Source organism: Luteibacter yeojuensis (assembly GCF_000964085.1).
GTDB classification, from domain to species: Bacteria; Pseudomonadota; Gammaproteobacteria; order Xanthomonadales; family Rhodanobacteraceae; genus Luteibacter; species Luteibacter yeojuensis_A.
This window is the reverse complement of the sequence record NZ_JZRB01000004.1, coordinates 138,027-155,966: the sequence shown is the minus strand read 5'-3', so window position 1 is coordinate 155,966 and position 17,940 is coordinate 138,027. Positions and strand designations below refer to the sequence as shown.

Sequence of the window (17,940 nt, the reverse complement as noted above, 5' to 3'; positions counted from 1 at the left end):
CCCTATGCAACACGACGAGGTCTATCTCATCGACATGTGGCGCCTGCTGCACCGCCAGCGCTGGTGGTTCCTTGGCATGTTCGCCCTGGTGGCCACCGCGGTGGGCGCCTACCTAGCCACCGCGAACCGGCAGTGGGAGGTGGATGCCTGGGTGCAGATCGGCCAGGTGGGCGCCGCGCCCGTGGGCCAGGACCCGAAGGTGGAACCCTTGTTGCGGGTCATCGAGCGCATGAAGACCGATGCGTTCAAGAACGACGTGCTCGCCGGCATCGGCATCCCGTGGGACGCGCCGGCGGCCCGGCTTTACCGCGGCAGCTTCACGATGGACCCGCAGCCGTACGCGAACCTGCTGCACATCACCGTGCGGGCGTATTCGCCTGGGGACGCACGCCAGCTGGCGCTGGCCACGGTGGCCCACCTGCGCGCCATCCACGACGTGATCGGCGCGCAGCCGCTGGCTGCGGCCCGCGCGCGGCTGGCCGAGATCGAGGGCGACCTCGCGGCGGCCACCGCGGACCGCGACCGCCTGCGCGCCCAACTGGCGGGCGGCCATGCCGACGGGGCGCTGGCGAGCGTCTCACTGGCCGGCACCGACCAGGGCATTCGCGACCTGCAGCAGGCCCGCAACGAGATCCGCGCACGGCTGGCGCAGAACTACACCTACGAGACCTCCATGCCGTGGCCGGTGCACGTCTCGGATGACCCGGTGAAGCCTATCGTGCCGCTGGTGGCCGGCCTGGGCGTGCTGGGCGGCCTGTTCCTGGGCGCGCTGGCGGCCATCGCGGCCGATGTGCGCCACCGTTCAACCCGCGCGCCCGCCAGTGGCACTCACTGGGCAGGTAACCGGCACGGCGGAGAACACGATGGACATGAGGCACGACCTGGCAACGCCGACGCCGCTTGAGCTACGCCTGCGCGAAACGCAGGAAGCCTTCGACAGCGTCGCCGCCGACTACGACGGCCCGCGCGGTAACAATGAACTTATCCAGCGCATGCGGCTCACCCTGTGGGCCACGGTGCGCGACGAGCTCCCGGCCGGCTCGCGGTTGCTCGACCTGGGCTGCGGCACGGGCATCGACGCCGTGGAGTTCGCCCGCAGCCGCTTCCACGTCACGGCCAGCGACTGGTCTCCACGGATGGTGGAGCGGGCACGCGAGCGCGCGGAAGCGGCGGGCGTGTCGTCGCGCATGGAGGCCGTGCATGTCGGCGTGCAGGAGCTCGACCGCCTCGATGGCACCTACGACGGCATCTATTCCAACTTCGGGCCGTTGAACTGCGCACCCGACATGAAGGCGGTGGCGGCGCAGTGCGCGCGCCTGGTCCGCCCCGGCGGCTCGCTGGTGTTCTCGGTGATCGGCCGCGTGTGCCCGTGGGAAGTGGGCCACTACGCCATGCGCGGGCGCTTCCGCCGGGCGCTGGTGCGCGGCAACCGCGGCGTCACGCCCGTGGGCATGAACAAGCACACGATCTGGACCTATTACTACTTCCCGCGTGAGTTCTACGCGGCGTTCGCCGAGCACTTCACGCTAAGCCGCTACCGCGCGCTGAGCCTGTTCATGCCGCCGCCGTACATGGTGGACCGCGTCCGCCGCCGGCCCGCGTTCTACGAGCGCCTGGGCCGCCTGGACGATCGCTTCGGCGGCGCGCCCCTGCTGCGCGACATGGGCGATCATTTCCTCATCGTGATGCACCGCCGTTGAGCACCCCACGCGCCACGGGCGCCGTCCTGCGCGGCGCCATCGCCGTCACGGCAGGGGGCGTTTCGCGCCTTGCCCCGGCAGTGGCCGGCACGCGGTTCGCGGCGCGGGCGCCACGGGGCGCCGTGGACGTGGACCTGCGCGACCATGCCACGCTGCCCGGGCTTATCAACGCGCACGACCACCTGCAGCAGAACTGCGTGCCGCCGCTGCCGGGTGGCGCGGTATTCCCCAACAGCTATGCGTGGATCGACGCGTTCCAGGCGCATTTCGAGCACGCCGACGTGAAAGCCGCGCTGGCCGTGCCCAAGGAGGTTCGCCTGCGCCACGGCGCGCTGAAGAACCTGCTGGCGGGCACCACCTGTGTCGCGCACCACGATCCGTGGCATGCGGCACTGGATGCGCCGGACTTCCCCGTGGCGCTGCTGCGCGGGGCAGGGTGGAGCTATGCGCTGGGCCATGGCTCGTACGGCCCCCCGGTGCGCGAGAGTTTCGATGCGACGCCCGCTGACCGTCCCTGGGTCATCCATCTCGCGGAAGGCAGCGATGCCGTGGCGCGCGCCGAGCTGGATGCGCTCGACCAGCTCGGCTGCCTCGCCGCCAACAGCGTGCTCGTGCACGGCGTGGGGCTTGGCGAGGAACACATGGCGCGTGTCATCGAACGCGGCGCCGCCGTCGTGTGGTGCCCGGCCAGCAATCGCAACCTGCTGGGCACCACGCTGGATCCGCGCCGCCTGGCGGCGGCGGGCAGGCTTGCGCTGGGGAGTGATTCGCGGTTGTCGGGCGCGCGCGACCTGCTCGACGAGCTGTGCGGCGTGCGCGAACGCGACGAGCTCCCTGCGCCGAGTGCGCTTTCGCTTGTGACCGAAGCGGCCGCGCGCATCCTGCGGCTGGATGGGCATGGGACGCTGGACGCCGGCAAGGGCGCGGATTTCATCGTGGTGGCCGACCGGGCGAAGTCGGCGTCGGCTGCGCTTGAGGGTGTCCGCCGCGCGGATCTTCGTGCCGTCGTGCGTGGTGGCAAGCCCTGCATCGCGGACCCGGACCTGGGCTACTGGTTCGCCGCCGTGGGCGTACCGACCGTGGCCGTCACGCTCGATGGCCGGCCCAAGCTCGTGGACGCAAGGCTGGCCGAGCCCGCGCTGATGGCGCTGGAACCCGGCTTCGAACTCGCGCGGAGGGTGCACTGATGGACGCGACACCGGTCCTCGATCCGGCGCCGGCCTATGCGCTGTGGGCGGCCTCGTACCCTGCGCACGCCCACAACCCCCTCATGCATGCGGAAGAGCGCGCGATGCTGGCGTTGATGCCTCCGCGGCTCGACGGGCTGCGCGTGCTGGATGCCGGCTGCGGCAGTGGTCGATACCTGCGCCACGCGATGGCGCGCGGCGCGACGACGCTGGTGGGCGTCGATCTTTCCGCGCCCATGCTGTCGCGCGCCACGGCACTGTTCGACGACGCGCCGGCCGATGCGCGCATGGCACTGGCGCAGGGCGACCTGGCGGCCTTGCCGGTGCCGTCGGCCAGCGTCGACGTGTTGCTGTCCGGCCTGGCCGTGGGCCATGTCGACGACCTCGACGCCGTGCTGCGCGAGTTCGCCCGCGTCACGCGGCCGGGCGCGACCCTGGTGGCCAGCGACTTCCATCCCGTGGGCGCAGCCCTCGGCTGGCGTCGCGATTTCCGTGCCGACGGCCAGCGCTATGCCGTGCGCCACGCCACCTACTACTACAGCCATTGGCATGCCGCGTGCGCCCGTGCCGGCCTCGCCATCGATGCCGTGGCCGAACCCCTGCTCGATCCCGCGGATATCCCGCCGGGCGCCCGTTTCGACCCCGTGGCCCTCGACGTGCCCGTGGCCCTGGTGCTGCGCCTGCGCCGCCTCGCTGCCTGACGACTTCCCCATGCCCCATACCCTGCTGGTCAACCCGACGATCACCTCCCGGCAAAGCGCGCGCTTTCCGCTCGCGTTGCTCAACCTCTCGGTGACGCTCGACCGCTTCGGCGGCAGCACCATCGTCGACGGCAATATCGACCGCGACATCGTCGACGCCACCTTGCGTGCCATCGTCGAAAACAACGTGGATGCCGTGGGCATCAGCGTCATGGGTGGCCCGCAGATGGCGCCTTCCATCGCGGTGTCGAAGGCCGTGCGCGAGCATTTTCCCCGGTTGCCCATCATCTGGGGCGGGTACTTCCCCACGCTGTATACCGATACGGCGTTGTCCGCGCCCTACGTGGATTACGCCGTGCGCGGGCAGGGCGAGGAAACCATGCCCGACCTCATCGCGGCGCTGGCGCGCCCGGGGCGCGACGTGTCGCGCATCGCGGGCATGTCGTGGAAGGATGCCGATGGCAATGTGGTGCACAACCCGAACCGGAAGTTCCACCTCGACGACCCGGGCATCGTCCTGCCCTATGACAAGCTGGGCGATCCGCGGCGTTACCTCGCACGTACCTTTCTCGGCCGCCGCACCGCCGCGCACCAGGCCGCCATCGGCTGCCGCTTCCGCTGCACGTTCTGCGGCGTGGCGGCGATGTTCGGCGGCACCACGCAGTTGCCCGCCGCCGCGCGCCTCGACCGCGACCTGTCGTACCTGAAACACACGCTGGGCGCGGATTCCATCCAGTATTTCGACCACAACTTCTTCGACCGCGAAGAAGACATGATCCCGCTCCTCGATGTGATGGCGAAGCACGAACTGCCGTGGTGGTGCTATGCCCGCAGCGATGCGCTGCTGAACATGTCGGAGAGCACGTGGAAGCGGGTGCGCAAGAGCAAGCTGCGCATGGCCTACATCGGCGCCGAATCGCCCAGCGGGGCGATGCTGAAGGAGATCCGCAAGGGCACGCGCCCCGACCAGACGCTGGAGGTGGCCGAGTTGTGCCGCCGCCACGGCGTGATCCCGGAGCTCTCGTTCATGGTGGCGCCGCCGGAGAACACCGTGGAAGAAACCGAGCACACGTTCGAGTTCATCCGTGAACTGAAGCGCATCAACCCGGCGTCCGAGATCATCGTGTACATCTACACGCCGCTGCGGGAAAGCAGCAAGCACGAGAAGGATCGCGGCAAGCGCGCGTCGACACCACTGCTTGACATGCACGGCGAGCCCGTGGTGTTCCCCTCCTCGCCCGAGGAATGGACCGAGAAGCGCTGGGTGGACTACGCCTGCCACGCCGACGCCCCGTGGCTCACGGACGACCTGCGCCGGCACATCCAGGATTTCGTCACCGTGCTGCGCTGCCGCTTCCCCACCGTGCAGGACATGCGCTCGCCACCCTGGGCCAAGCGCGGGCTGAGTGCGCTGGCCGCGTGGCGTTACCAGCGCCGCCGCTACGACAAGCCGTGGGAACTGAACCTGGCCAACCGGCTGGTGAAGCTTCGCCTGCCGCAGGTCGCCGGCATCTAGCCGCGCCGCCCATGCGCGTCGTGCAGCTCAACCTCCACCCCGCGCCTGCCGGCATGCCGCCGGCGGAGCTGTTCCTGCACTGGACGTCGCTGGCGGATATCCCCGAGGCGGTGGCCGCGGGTGGCCCGCGGGTCACCGTGCTGCAGGCGGCCGACCACGACACACGGTTCACGCGGCACGGCATCGACTACGTGTTCGTCGACCTGCGCGATGCCACCTCGCCGCGTGCGCGGGGCAGGCGCGTCGCGGACCTATTGCGCACGCGCATGCCGGACGTGCTGCATATCCATAGCCTGGCCTGTGCCGAGGAGGCCGCGGCCATCGCGCACGCGCTGCCCGCCTTGCCAATCCTCCTCCAGGACCACGCCGACCGCGTGCCGAACTGGTGGCGCCGCCCGGCGTGGCGGCGCTGGATGCGCAGCGTGGACGCGGTGGCCTTCACCGCACCGCTGCTTGCCCAGCGTTTCCAGGCGGCGGGGCTGTTCCCGCCGGCGCTGCGCGTATTCGCCATCCCCGAATCCAGTTGCCGGTTCACCCCTGGCCAACGTGACGCCGCCCGCGCGGCGTCCGGCGTGGACGGCGCACCGGCCGTCGCGTGGGTGGGCCACCTGAACGAGAACAAGGACCCGCTGGCGGTGCTGGACGGGTTCGCCCGCCTGGCCGCCGAGGTGCCGGGGGCGCGGCTGCACTGTGTCTACGGCCGTGCGCCGTTGCTTGATGCCGTGCGCGCACGGATTGACGGCGACACCCGGCTCACCGGGCGCGTGCGCCTCATCGGCAGCGTGCCGCACGGCGAGGTCGAGACGTTGATGCGCGCAGCGGATATCTACGTCAGCGGCAGCCATGCCGAAAGCTGCGGCTTCGCCCTGCTGGAAGCCATGGCTTGCGGCACGGTGCCCGTGGTGACGGATATCCCATCGTTCCGCGAGCTGACCGGCAACGGGGCGGTGGGGCGGCTTTACCCCGCGGGCGACGGCGCGCGCTGCGGCGACGCCTTGCTGGCCGTCGCACGCTCGCAGCCGCCACGCGAGCTGGTTCGCGAGTATTTCCAGCAGTACCTGTCATTTCCCGCGATGGGCCGGCGCTGGGCCGCGGCGTACGCGCAGCTTGCCGATGCGCGCAGGCGCCGCGCATGAAGATCGGCATCGTGCTGCCCGGTGGCGTCGACCGCGGTGGCGAGGAGCGCGTGATCCCCACCTTCCTTGCGTTGATCGAGCGCCTTGCGCGGCGGCACGAGGTGCATGTGTTCGTGTTCCACCAGGAGCCACGGCCGGCGCGGTGGGCGTTGCGTGGTGCGCAGATCCATAACATCGGGGAAGGGTGGACGCGGTGGCGCTCGGTGCTGGCGATACGCCGCGAACATCGCGCCGCGCCGTTCGATGTGTTGCAGGCCTTGTTTTCGGGCGCGTGCGGGCAGGTGGCGGCGATGGCGTCCGCGTGGCTTGGCGTGCCCTATGCGGTGCATATCGCTGGCGGCGAGTTGGTAGCCCTCGACGATATTGGCTACGGCGGCCGGCGGCGATTGCGTAGCCGGTTGAGTGAATCGGTGGTGCTGCGCCGCGCTTCGCTGGTAACGGCGGCGAGTGAGCCGGTGCTTTCCTGCCTGCGTGGCCTCGGCGTGCGTGCCGCGCGCATCCCCCTGGGCGTGGACGTTTCGCGTTGGCCGCCAGCATCACCGCGGAAGCGCCCACAGGCACCGCTGCGGCTCATCCACGTGGCCAGCCTCAACCCGGTGAAGGACCAGGCCACCTTGCTCCACGCGCTGGCCATGCTCGCCGGGCGCGGCGTGGCCTTCACCCTGCAGGTGGTGGGCGTCGATACCCTCGGCGGCCAGGTGCAAGGCCTGGCGCAATCGCTGGGCATTGGCGACAGGGTGGCGTTCCTCGGGTTCCGCACGCAGGCCGCGTTGCGGCCGTTGCTTCTGGAAGCCGATCTCCTCGTCATGTCGTCGCGCCACGAAGCCGGGCCCCTCGTGCTGCTCGAAGCCGCTGTCCTTGGCGTACCCGCGGTCGGCACCGCCGTCGGACACTTCGCGGAGTGGGATGGCAGCGCCGCCCTCACGGCGCCACCGGGCGACACCGTGGAACTGGCGTTGGCCATCGCGACGGTAGCGTTCGACGAGGCGCTGCGTCTGCGGCTAGCCGCGGAAGCGCAACGCCGCGCCCTGCGCGAAGACGCCGACGCAACGGCAGCAGCGTTCCTCGAGCGCTACCAGTCCATGCTAGGCCTCAACACGCCGGCGTCGACCATGCCCCCCTCGCCCTAACCCCCTCGCCCCATGTCCCCCATGTGGGAGCGCGCTTGCGCGCGATTGTGCGCCGACAGCGCGATCCCTTTTGTAGGAGCCCACCCCGTGGGCGACCGCGCGCAAGCGCGCTCTGGCACCGCTGGTGAAAAATGTTCCAGCCGGGCTGCTTCATCACATCATGCCGCACGGCGATGGCGACATGAGCCGCTGGCCGCTTCAAAGCTTCCGCCATTTGGCCAGACGCTGCCGGATAAGCTATGCCCCAGGCTGGCGATCCTGGAGCATAGCTGACCTATGATGCCTACCGGTCGCGCCCAAACCTCTCTGCAACGAGTCGCGCTACTACGACATAGGGCAAGCCAATCGCAAAGAGCGCTAGGCCGCCAAATTCCCGGTCAATCCAGCCCATGAAAAAGCCCAGCGGACAAATGAATGCGGTGTAGATCCATACCTTTCTCACCAAGCCTGTCCATCCTTGCAGCCGCTATCGATCATAGAGTTAGAGATGTAGTTCTTAGCAGGATCCCCGCATCCGCCGTTCACCTCATGCGCCTATACGTAAAAACGAAGGTAGCTGTGTATACGATTGGGAGCAGGAAGAAGTCGAGGTCTGCTATATAGCGCGACCTGTGGTAGCCCAACTCCGCCAGGACTTGGGACGGCACGATGACGAGAAGCAGAGACGCAAGGGATGCCGCGAATCCTGCGTGGATGAGCCGCAAGGCCTGACTCATTTTCCACCTCGCTGACGTGTGCGTCCTGCCATCGTCGGCTTGTTGCTGTAGCGTCATCCGAATGCTCTAGGAGGGCTTTTGATAGAGAAGGTCACGAGTTCCATTCGAGTCTTACCTCATTTGAATTTTACGTAGGCCACGACGAACGTTAGGGCTTGCACAATCATGCCTAGACTTAGATCAAACACCAGGAAGTCGGCGGTGCTGTCATGCCCCATTTTGCGAAGAATTTGCGTCGGCAAGAAAACGAGAATTCCAGGGGCGATTGCGGCAACGATTCCTGCATTAAGAAATATCGACATTCGCCTCATTGTGCGGTACAGCCGAAATGGGGCCACTCAATCTTAGTTGCCTCGCATCGATTCGCTACCGCGCTAGCGCTCTGCAACATTCTTTGTATAGCTATGGAGCTCAGTCTCATCCCACTGAGCTTTGTGGCTGTGACGTGCCTCAGGGCATTGAGAGGCAGTTTTGACTTGGGCATAGGTTATCCGTAGTCGCGAAACATATTGGAGCGGGATCATGAGGGCGCGCTCAGCTTGTCAGTTGCATTCGCAATCGTCATCGATGAACGGACTGGCCACGCTAGTAGCCGAATCGGCTGACGTTGCGGCTACGGCACCTCATTCTAAGAACGAATATGGCGAAGGCCATGCGCGGTATGCATCGGGAACTAGACCATCCTTTCCTGCGCTTTGCTTGGATCCGATTGTTGGTGAGCTAGATTCGGATTTGACGTGCTGCGCCTTCGAAAATCTCCTGGATATGCAGGAGCGCACTCACGCGTGGTCGCGCGTACGTGCGCTTCTGCAAGCCTCAACTTCGCAGTGATGGCAACGAAAAAAATGTAATAAGAGACATTGATCAATAAGTGTTGGGAGGAGGCTAACTACGAAATACAAGCCTATGTCGGCAGAGCTATCAAATCCGCACTTAACGAAACGTTGCTGATCTTGGCTAGCCTCCAATTGGCTACTACCTATTCATCTTTTTGTCTTTCGTCGCGTCTCGCTCGTGCTGTTCTTGAACTTAGCTTGTAGTGCAGAAAAAAGACTATTGCGTAGACGATCATTCCAAGGTTCAAGTCGAAGACAAGTAGATTCGATAGACTGTGATATCCCATTCCGTCTAGGACGAACATCGGAATGATGACGAGAATTCCTGCCGCTAGGGTGGCCGCGATGCTGGCGTTGATAACTCTCAGTAGATTGATCACTTGTTAGCACATCCACACTGCGTCCATTCGACGTGAGTGACCTCGCTGCGCCCGGCAATGCCGCTGGCGCTCAGATCAAATCCATGCTGGGGGCCGAACGATAGCTTTGCCCTGGCACCGGCATTTACCGGTTTGGCGAACTGACGTCCAACTCCGCCTAGCTGGATCATCGACACTCCATATCCGTGCTGGACTGCGGCTCCAGCGCTCCAGGCTGAAAACCAGCCATTGAGTATGTTTGGATCGACGTGATGCATGCCGTCCTCGAAACTCACGGCTGATCCCGTCCCGGCGACGGGCGGCGAGTATTTGAGGCCCACGCCAATGCCGACGCCACCTGCATCCAGAAGGACCGCGGCGCGCCTCCCACCGACGCACTCAGAGATCAGGCCAAATTTAAACGCGCTTATGGCAAGAATGGCGGATATCGACTTTGTTTCAACGTACCCCTCCCATTTTACAAGCCCGAGGGGGTCGACGGCTGACAGTGGCCGGTTAGTGACGTAGGCGTACGGATTCACACCTCCAGCCAGTCCGATCGGATCTGCCTGGACATAGCGGCCCGTGGTCGGGTCGTAATCTCGAGCGCCATTGGCATGCAGGCCGGTCAGCGGGTCATAGCGCTGTCCGGGGAACCTTAGGTTGAAGTTGAACGCCGTTCCATCGCCGTCAGGGTCTTCGTCCGGCAGCATTGACCCAAACGGATCGCGGTTGTGCCACCACCGCCACACGATGGCGTTACGTACCGGATCAAGAATCTCGCGCGGCGAGCCGAGGTGGTCAGGCGCGACATAATAGAGTTTGCCGTCGGCGACGAGCCCGACAAGCAGCTCATTCATCCGCACGGCCTGCTTCGAGACCTTCCCAGTGTCGTCATAGTCGGCGAGCCAGCGCCCGGCCTCGTCGAACAGCGTTAGCGTCGTCTTGCCGTTCGTGCCGACAGTGCGGGCAACCCGGTTCCCTTCGCCATCGTACCCATAGCTGACAACGGTCCGCCCCTGTTCGCTGGCTGATGCAAGGCGTGCCGCGCCATCGTAGGCCAGGGTGGCATCGCCAAGCGCGATCAGGTTGCCTGCGTCGTCATAACGACGGGCTTTGCCATCAGCCATGGTCAGGCGGTGCGTGCCTGGCTGGTAGACGTAGCTATCGGTGAGGCCGCCGCCCCTTAGGGCTAGCCGGTCACCGCTGGCGTTGTAGTCAAAGGAGACCAGGTTGCTTCCGGTGTTGTAATCCCGCACTTCGTCGAGGTAGCCAAGCCCGTTGTGGTTGAAGGCGTAGGCGTACCCTCGCGTCACGTCTGCCCGGATGTCGCCACCCGGCGACGGATCGACCCAATAGTTCGAGCCGTTGGGATCAAGCCCACCCCACGCTGTGATGCGACCTGCCTTATCGCGGCTATTTGAGAACGTGTAGTCGTTGCCGTACGTCCAGCTCTCGATATTGTCGAAGGGGCGATACGCCACCTTGGTGATGAGGTCCGTGGATATGCCCGCCTGCTCGACTTTCACGCCGTTGACCTTGCCGTCGATATCGTACCGGTAGACGGCGGTCGCCCCGCCGTCCACGCCCATGGACGCCAATCGACCGGCTTTTGTATACGTGTAGCTGGCCGTCTTGGCCGTGGTGCCCCAGCGCTGGATACGTAGCGCTACGTTGCCTGCCGCGTCATGGCAAAAAAGGGTCGTGCCGCGCAGGGTCGTCATGGCGGTCAGCTGGCCCGTGCCATTGCGCCTGTCGCCGGGGCACGTGGCGTCGGGCGAATCGTAGACGTAAGTAGTGTCGTCCTTCGGGTCGCTGTACGACATCGTCAGGGGACGGCCCAGGGCGTCACGCGTCACGCGGAAGCTGCCGATATCGCCTGGCCCTTCGTGCCTGCTCAGTAGCCCCGCAGCATCGTACTCATCAAAGGCGCTGCCGCCGTCCGGGCTTTCCACGTTCGCGAGATCTCCCATGCCGGTGGTGAGGTACCGGGTGGTGACGGCATCGGGGTCCACGACCGAGGTCACCTGGTCCAGCGGATCGTGCGTGGCCTCTATCCGCGCCTGTTTTCCATCAAGGTCACCAATGGCTTCGCGCAAGCGACCCAGCGCGTCATACGACGAGCTGCTACGGCGTCCGTCGCCATCTTTCATGCCCGTGGGGCGACCGACCTCGTCATAGGTGAAGGTCGACATGCCTGCATCCTCGCCCTGCTCGGTCTCCAGGCGGCCAAGGGCGTCGAACGTACGCTTGAGCTGGGTTTTCAGGAAGAACGAATCGTAGCCCGTCTCGCGAATACGGTTACCCGCCTTGTCGAGCTCGAACATGAGGCGATGGTTCGATGGGTTGGCGACCATGATGAGTCGCCCTGCGGCGTCGTAGTCGAAGGTAAGCGTGACCCCGTCGGCATCCGTGATCGACGTAACGTCACCGCGCTCGTTGTAAGTCATCGATGTGATGGCGACGGTACCGTCGGTTCGCGTTTCCTTACGGGAAAGTAGCCAGCCACGTTTGGTGTACTCGTTTTCGACCAGGGCGCCAGTGGCACTTCGCTCGGCCAGGATGCGCCCGGAGGCATCGAATCGGAGGATTTCTCCCTTATGGCCAGCGGCGTTCTCGATCGTCCACAGGTCACCCTTCCGGTAGTCGCACGCCGAACCACTGCCGCAGCTCGAAGCGGTCGACGGACGATACGTGTAGCGTTGGAGCACGGCGACCCCCGAGGCATCGCTACGGGGGCCTTCCTCCTGCAGGAGGCGGCCCTCGGCGTCATAGGTGAACTTCCACACCCGCGACAGGGTCAGCGGCGCATCCTTCGCCGTGGGGTCGATGGCCGCCCACAGCTCGCGCCGGGTGAGATTGCCCGCGTCGTCGTAGGTGAAGCGTTCTTCACGGCCGGGAAGGGTGATTTTCGTTGGGAGCACGAAGTTGGCAGCCCATTCCGTGCGCACCGCACGTGCGACGGACGTGCCAGCGGCTTCGATACGGTTGGTTTCGCGGCCCTCGCTGTCATGGGTGTATTCCGTAGCCATGCCATCGAAGTTGACCGCACGCTTCAGCGTACCGTCGGCTTCGTATTCGAGTCTGGAGAACGCGGCCCCACAGCCGGAACCTCCGGGTTGGTCAACGCCCACGAGACGCCGCACGCCGCGGACTTCCGCATACCTGAAGGCGTGTACCGCTCCCATCGGCCCCGTGACCTTGACCGTACCGTCCACGTCCCGTTGCAGCGACGTCCGCCCCACGCCGTCCGCGTGCTCGCTACGCATGGCGCGGCCGCTCGCGTCGAAGTAAAAGCTGGCAAACCGCTTGCCGGTTTCGTCGACAATGCCGGTCAGGGCGTGGGGCAGGTCGCTCGTAACGTAGGGTCGCTCGTTGTACAGGTAACGGTGGGATGTGCCATCCGCGTAGGTAGCGGCCAGGAGATCGGCAGTGCGGTCGGAATCGTTTGCGTACGTGAAGCTCACGGCTACACCCGATCCATCGCGGATATCCGTGATCCGGCCGAGTGGGTCGTACGTGAAAGCCAGGGCCCGACCCTGCAAGTCGGTCGCCTCGATCAGCGCGTCTGAGTACCGGAGGCGGATGTGTTGCGACGTGCCGGGGTTGAGATCGGTCAAGCGGCCGGAGGCATCATAGCGCTCTATATCGCCGTCCTTCCCATCGTAGCGCCAGGTGGCCCCTTCACGAACGAGCATCCCGCGCGGATCGACCGTGCTTCGATAGCGCCCGTTCTCCTCGATGAAGTCGATGCGCTCGCCAGTGTGTCTAAACAACCTGACGTGCCTTGCCCCGTCGATCTGCATGATCGATCGATCATAGGTTCCGCGCCATTGACTCCCGAGCCGTGCCAGCGTCGGATCGATCCTTTTGCCGGGGTCATTTGCGTCGTCGCCGTCAAGCACCGCGCCACTGTTGTAGAAGCGTGACCAGCGAAGAGAAGACGCGCCGGTAGGCAGGATGTCGACCACCTCCTGGTATTTATTCCCGAGCCCGACGTTGATGGGGTTGCCCGCGTTGGGGCGCGTCTGGCAATCGCCGCTGCCAAGCTCCGACTGGCGCTCGGCCTCGGCGCCGGGATCCAGTGTCACCCGGCACACGGGTGTCCCGTCTTTCTCGAATGGGACCCAGTTTCGATTCTCATAGGGGCCCGATTCTTGCCCGTCGTCGCCTACGAAGTAGAGGCTGGGTGAAACGTCGCACGCGTAATAGCGGTAGCCATAGGTAGAGTCATGAAGCTCAATTCCGTCCTTGTTGATGTAGTTGTAGCCAGGTACATAGGCGCCGGCAACGAAGCTGAGGTTGGTTAGCTCGCAGTTCGTTCGCCGCAACCGATCGCAGTCAATGGCAATGATTTCTTTCGAGGCCTGGTTTACATCGGTGAAGTACCGTGTTGGCCGGCCCTTTTGAATTACCTCATACTCAAAGTAGGGATCGACATCGACGGCAAAAAGCCGGCGAACAGGCCGCCGCGGATAGGGTGGCGACAGCTGTGCGGTAAAAGCGGTTCCTTGGCACGTGGTGCTCCGATGGGCGAATACGAAGGGCGCGAAGTCTAGACATCCCGCGCTTGTTCGTCTGTCGGTGCAGTGTGACCTGCGTCATATGTGCGGCTTTTTCAGAATTATTCTATTCGTGAGAATTTTCCGCATCGCGCAGGCATACCTCGGCCTGCTTTTTTTGTAAGTCCGTGAGCGGACGAAGCAGCCAAATCTTTCGGCGAGACAAATCTCAACGATTAAAGCGTGGGGATAGGGTGTGGGGGTGTACGGTTGCGTCGTGTGTGTGGCGTCGCGTTTCAGGCGGGCCATCGCGCGCGAGCGCGCTCCCACATGAGAAGAATCTGGGGGGTCAGGCTAGTTCGCCTAGGGCGGCGCGGATGACGTAGAGGGTGTCCATGCGGGGGACGGGGCGGGTGAGGCCGGTGACGAGGCGGGTGAGGTGGTTGCGGCGTACCCATGGCTGGCCTTGCAGCCACACTTGTGTGCGCAGCATGTCGGCGCGTTCGTCGCGGCTTTCCTGCGTGGGGCGCAGGCGGTTCATGACGAGGCGGGCGATGTCGACGGGCGTGCGCGACCACTCGGCGCCCGGGAGCAGGTTGAGCCACAGGTGCGAGCACGAGACCGTGGTGAGGGTCTGGCGGCGTGCGGCGAGGCGAAGCAACGGCGGGCAGTCGCGGCGCAGGCGTTCGAGCACGGTGCGTGGCACGGTGCCTGGGAAATACCTGGCCGCGAGGCGCAGCGGCGGGTAGGCCCACCATGGCAGCGCGGGGCCCTCCCATAGCACCGCCCATTCGTCGCGTGGCATGCGCCGGGCGAGCTGGGCGATGTCATGGAGGTGCAGCAGGCGCAGGCTGCGGCCGCAGACATTGCCCGCGGCGTGTAGCAGCAGGTGCGCCATCAAGGCGCCGCGCGAGGGGTAAGGGTTGATGCCGGGCGACGCCTCGCCGGGCCATACGCGGTCGGTGATGTCCACGGTGTGGATTGGCAGGCGTTCGTGGATCCGCGTGTGCACTTCGATGTTCACCGGCGTGTCGCGATGCTCGCCGAGGCCGCGCACGGGGGTGCCGGCGCGTGGCTTGTAAACGCGGTGCTTCCACTGGCGGAACGATTCGTCATAACCCAGCTCGCCAAGCAGCGCATGCACGACGGGCATGTCCTGCGGCCGCACGAGCAGGTCGATGTCGGCCATGGGGCGCTCACCGGCGATGTAGATGCCCATGCCGTGCAGCGCGGCACCCTTCAGCGCCACCAGTGGCAACGCCATGCTGCGTGCGCGTGCATCGATGCGGTTGAGCAACGCGGCGATGCGTTGCTGGCGTATTTCCACGTGCTCGCGCTGCGTGGCAAGGAACGCCTGCCAGCCGGCCGGCGCCCAGGTGGAGAACCCCGCCAGCAACGGCGAGACGCCATGCGCGACGGCGGCCGCGCCCGCCAGGCGCCACTCGAGTTCGCTCCAGGCGGGCATCGCCGTGCCCGGGCGGGCGAGGGCCAGCTCGGTCGCGAGGGCTTCGGTGGTGACACCCAGGCCACGTTTGAGCACGGGCAGCGGCGGCAGCATGCTCAGGCCCCGGTGGCGAGCCGCGCCCACGCGGCGGGCGTGGGTTCGGCGTTGCGATGCAGGTGCTCGCGGGTGATGAGCTCCGCCCATGCGTGGTCGAGCGCGATGCCTGGCGCGGTGACTTCGCGATGCAGCAGGTCGCGCACCTCGCGGTAGAAGTCGGTCTCGTAGGTGCCGCGGAACATCATGGCGAGATCGTCGCTTTCGTTCCAGTGCGTCTTGCGGCCCAGCTGCGCGCGCACCTCGTCGAAGAACTTCGTGCCGGGCAGGGGGTACGAGACGCTGACGCCGATGTCATCCGGCGCGGCCGCCCGCACCAGGGCACGGGTGGCGAGCAGGTCATCGAGCTCTTCGCCGAGGTAACCCAGCTGGATGAAGAAGCCCACGCGGATGCCCTCGGCGCCGAGGCGCTGCCGCGCGGCGATGAGGTCGGGCACCTTCGTGCCCTTGGTCATGCGATCGAGCACGCGCTGGCTGCCGCTTTCCGCGCCGATCCAGGCTTCGACGCAACCGGCGGCGGCAAGCGCCTTCGCCATCCGCTCGCTGGAAAGGTCCGCGCGGGTCTGGATCATGAAGGGGATCGAGCCATCGCTTGCCGCGAGCTCGGCGGCCAGTTCCGTCACCCAGTCGATGTGGAAGCCGAAGATGTCGTCGGCCATCCACAGGTGGTCGGGCGCGAACGTGCGCTTCAGGTAGGTCATCTCCGCCGCCACATCCTGCGGCGAGCGCTGGTTGTAGTGGTTGCCCCAGATCGGCTTCGCGCACCAGTTGCAGCGGAACGGGCATCCGCGCGATGCCGCCATGTTCAGGCTGAAATAGCCGTGCCGTTCCGTCCACAGCGCGCGGTAACGCGGCATGTCGACCAGGTCCCACGCCGGCAGCCCGCCGATGCGCGGGTCGGGCGGCACGATGCCAAGGCGGGTGACGCGCGTGCCGGCGGGCGAGCGTGTCGCGATGCCAGGCACGCCATCGGTCCACGCGGCCGCATCCAGCGCAGGGTCGCGCGCCAGCCGCTCCACGAGCTCGATCAACGCACCGATGCCTTCGCCGGTGAGCACGGCATCCGCACCCGCGGCGAGGAAGGCCTCGGGGTGGTCGGAGGCATCGGAACCGGCGACCAGCACGCGCGCGCCCGCGGCTTTCGCCTCGCCGATCATCCGGCAGGCGGCGTCGCGCATGTTGCCCAGGCACATCTTGGTGAGGTAGTTGAAGTTGTCCTCGTAGAACACCACGAGCGACGGCGCGGCGGCACGCAGGCTTGGCGCATAGGCTTCGACGCCCTCGGCCAGCATCGCGTCGAAGAGGCCTACCTCATGGCCCATGCGCCGCAGCAGCGCGGCGATCTGCAGGGTGGCCAGCGGCGGGTAGGGCTTGCCGCGCTCCCATTGCTTCCGGTCGTAGCGCAGGAAGTAGGAGTGGCCAACCTGGATCTTCAACATGGGGGTGGGGCCTTTCACGCCAAGCGGGATAGGCGTGAGTGCGCGCGGCCGCCGGGCAGGTTGCCGGCACCGCACGGCAACCTTCGCGGCGGGGAGCCGCACATACGGCGGTTACCCCGGCGGCGCGACCATGACCACGACCCATCCAGGCGATGCCCACGACGTGGCCGCCGACCCGTTCGGCGAGGGCGTGCGGCTGCCCTTCGGCTGCCGCTGGCCCGTGCTGGGCGCGTCGTTCGTCTTCGCCAGCAACAGCGAGGCGTTGCTGGCGATCGCCGGCGAGGCCTACGACGGGCTTCCCGCGCACCGGCTGGGCCCGGTGCCCCCGGTGTTCCATGTCGAACTGCGCCTGGGCCCGGCCCGGCCACCCTGCGAGGGCGAACCCCCGCCGATGCGCACGTCGTCGGGTGGCGGCATGGTGCTGGGTATCGCCGACCCGTGGAACCATGTGCTGGTGTCGCCCGCGCAGCGCCGCGCCGTGGTGACGGTATCGGCCGACCGCCTCGCGCACCCGTACCACGTGCGCTACGAGATGATCGAGTTCGCGGTGTACTTGCTGGCCGCGCGCGGGCAGGAACTGGTGTCGCTGCATGCCGCGTGCATCGGCGGTGACGGCCGTGGCGTGTTGTTGCTGGGGCCATCGGGCGCGGGCAAGTCCACGCTCACCTTGCAGGCCGCCGTCGACGGCTACGACGTGATGGCGGAAGACGGCGTGTTCGTCGAGCCGAAGCGCCTGCGGGCCACCGGCGTGCCGCATTACCTGCACGTGGCCGACGGCAGCCTGGGTTGGCTTGACCCTGCCACGCGCCGCGCCGTGGCGGCATTCCCGCGCATCCGCCGCCGTAGCGGCGCCGAAAAATACGAGATCGACCTGCGCAAGGGCGCGTTCCGCCCCGCGGCCGCCCCGCTCGATATCGTGGCGACGGTGCTGCTCTCGTCGCAGCGGGGCGATGGCCCGTTGCTCGAGCCGCTGGCGCGCGACGAAGCGACGATGCGCCTGGCCGAAGACCAGCCGTATGCCTCGCATCAGCCGCACTGGCGCCGGTTCGTCGACGGTGCCCTGCAGCGCGGCGTGTGGGTGCTGCGGCGCGGGGCAGACCCGCGCACGACGCTCGAAGCGATGGCGCCGTGGCTCGCGCTGCAGGAAGCGGTGGGCTGAG

General features: G+C 66.4%; 11 protein-coding genes. 8 read left to right on the top strand and 3 right to left on the bottom strand.

The window, feature by feature from the left end:
* Positions 1-4: 4 nt before the first annotated feature.
* Genes VI08_RS03405 through VI08_RS03375 form a run of 7 tightly spaced genes read left to right on the top strand, consistent with a single transcriptional unit; the run spans position 5 to position 7,370 of the window.
* Positions 5-904, top strand: a complete 900-nt coding sequence (locus VI08_RS03405; protein WP_157006290.1) for a hypothetical protein — start codon at positions 5-7, stop codon at positions 902-904.
* Entirely contained in the window at positions 870-1,700 is an 831-nt protein-coding gene (locus VI08_RS03400) for a class I SAM-dependent methyltransferase (protein WP_232309452.1), read from the top strand. The genes VI08_RS03405 and VI08_RS03400 overlap by 35 nt, the downstream gene beginning before the upstream one ends.
* Positions 1,697-2,887: an amidohydrolase family protein gene (locus VI08_RS03395; protein ID WP_045828117.1), complete on the top strand. Its 1,191-nt coding sequence runs from the start codon at positions 1,697-1,699 to the stop codon at positions 2,885-2,887. Before VI08_RS03400 ends, VI08_RS03395 begins: the two co-directional genes overlap by 4 nt.
* Positions 2,887-3,588: a class I SAM-dependent methyltransferase gene (locus tag VI08_RS03390; RefSeq protein ID WP_045828116.1), complete on the top strand. Its 702-nt coding sequence runs from the start codon at positions 2,887-2,889 to the stop codon at positions 3,586-3,588. Before VI08_RS03395 ends, VI08_RS03390 begins: the two co-directional genes overlap by 1 nt.
* A 10-nt stretch (positions 3,589-3,598) precedes the next feature.
* Positions 3,599-5,104 (top strand): B12-binding domain-containing radical SAM protein, encoded by a 1,506-nt coding sequence (locus VI08_RS03385; RefSeq protein WP_045828115.1) that lies wholly within the window; start codon positions 3,599-3,601, stop codon positions 5,102-5,104.
* An 11-nt stretch (positions 5,105-5,115) separates the two neighbouring features.
* Positions 5,116-6,240: a glycosyltransferase family 4 protein gene (locus VI08_RS03380; RefSeq protein ID WP_045828114.1), complete on the top strand. Its 1,125-nt coding sequence runs from the start codon at positions 5,116-5,118 to the stop codon at positions 6,238-6,240.
* Positions 6,237-7,370 carry a glycosyltransferase family 4 protein gene (locus VI08_RS03375; protein ID WP_045828113.1) on the top strand — a complete coding sequence of 378 codons (1,134 nt, stop codon included), beginning with the start codon at positions 6,237-6,239 and terminating at the stop codon, positions 7,368-7,370. Before VI08_RS03380 ends, VI08_RS03375 begins: the two co-directional genes overlap by 4 nt.
* A 1,928-nt stretch (positions 7,371-9,298) precedes the next feature.
* Here the strand turns inward: VI08_RS03375 and VI08_RS03360 are convergent.
* The 3 genes from VI08_RS03360 to VI08_RS03350 all read right to left on the bottom strand — a co-directional run bounded on the left by VI08_RS03360 (position 9,299) and on the right by VI08_RS03350 (position 16,780).
* The gene (locus VI08_RS03360) at positions 9,299-13,612 is read right to left on the bottom strand and encodes an RHS repeat-associated core domain-containing protein (RefSeq protein ID WP_045828110.1); all 4,314 of its coding nucleotides are present in this window, start codon (positions 13,610-13,612) and stop codon (positions 9,299-9,301) included.
* Between the two features lie 520 nt (positions 13,613-14,132).
* Complete coding sequence (locus VI08_RS03355; RefSeq protein WP_045828109.1) at positions 14,133-15,341, bottom strand: nucleotidyltransferase family protein; 1,209 nt, start codon at positions 15,339-15,341, stop codon at positions 14,133-14,135.
* A 2-nt stretch (positions 15,342-15,343) separates the two neighbouring features.
* Entirely contained in the window at positions 15,344-16,780 is a 1,437-nt protein-coding gene (locus VI08_RS03350) for a B12-binding domain-containing radical SAM protein (RefSeq protein ID WP_045828108.1), read from the bottom strand.
* Between the two features lie 130 nt (positions 16,781-16,910).
* On the opposite strand from VI08_RS03350, the gene VI08_RS03345 reads away from it, so the two are divergent.
* A complete protein-coding gene (locus tag VI08_RS03345) occupies positions 16,911-17,939 on the top strand; it encodes a hypothetical protein (protein WP_045828107.1) in 1,029 nt (342 codons plus the stop codon).
* Position 17,940: the final 1 nt, after the last annotated feature.

Excerpts from the sequence above, each read along its gene's own strand:
- VI08_RS03405 (WP_157006290.1), top strand. The coding sequence starts at position 5 with ATGCAACACGACGAGGTCTATCTCATCGACATGTGGCGCCTGCTGCAC.
- VI08_RS03400 (WP_232309452.1), top strand. The coding sequence starts at position 870 with ATGAGGCACGACCTGGCAACGCCGACGCCGCTTGAGCTACGCCTGCGC.
- VI08_RS03390 (WP_045828116.1), top strand. The coding sequence starts at position 2,887 with ATGGACGCGACACCGGTCCTCGATCCGGCGCCGGCCTATGCGCTGTGG.
- VI08_RS03385 (WP_045828115.1), top strand. The coding sequence starts at position 3,599 with ATGCCCCATACCCTGCTGGTCAACCCGACGATCACCTCCCGGCAAAGC.
- VI08_RS03380 (WP_045828114.1), top strand. The coding sequence starts at position 5,116 with ATGCGCGTCGTGCAGCTCAACCTCCACCCCGCGCCTGCCGGCATGCCG.
- VI08_RS03375 (WP_045828113.1), top strand. The coding sequence starts at position 6,237 with ATGAAGATCGGCATCGTGCTGCCCGGTGGCGTCGACCGCGGTGGCGAG.
- VI08_RS03355 (WP_045828109.1), bottom strand. The coding sequence starts at position 15,341 with ATGCTGCCGCCGCTGCCCGTGCTCAAACGTGGCCTGGGTGTCACCACC.
- VI08_RS03350 (WP_045828108.1), bottom strand. The coding sequence starts at position 16,780 with ATGTTGAAGATCCAGGTTGGCCACTCCTACTTCCTGCGCTACGACCGG.
- VI08_RS03345 (WP_045828107.1), top strand. The coding sequence starts at position 16,911 with ATGACCACGACCCATCCAGGCGATGCCCACGACGTGGCCGCCGACCCG.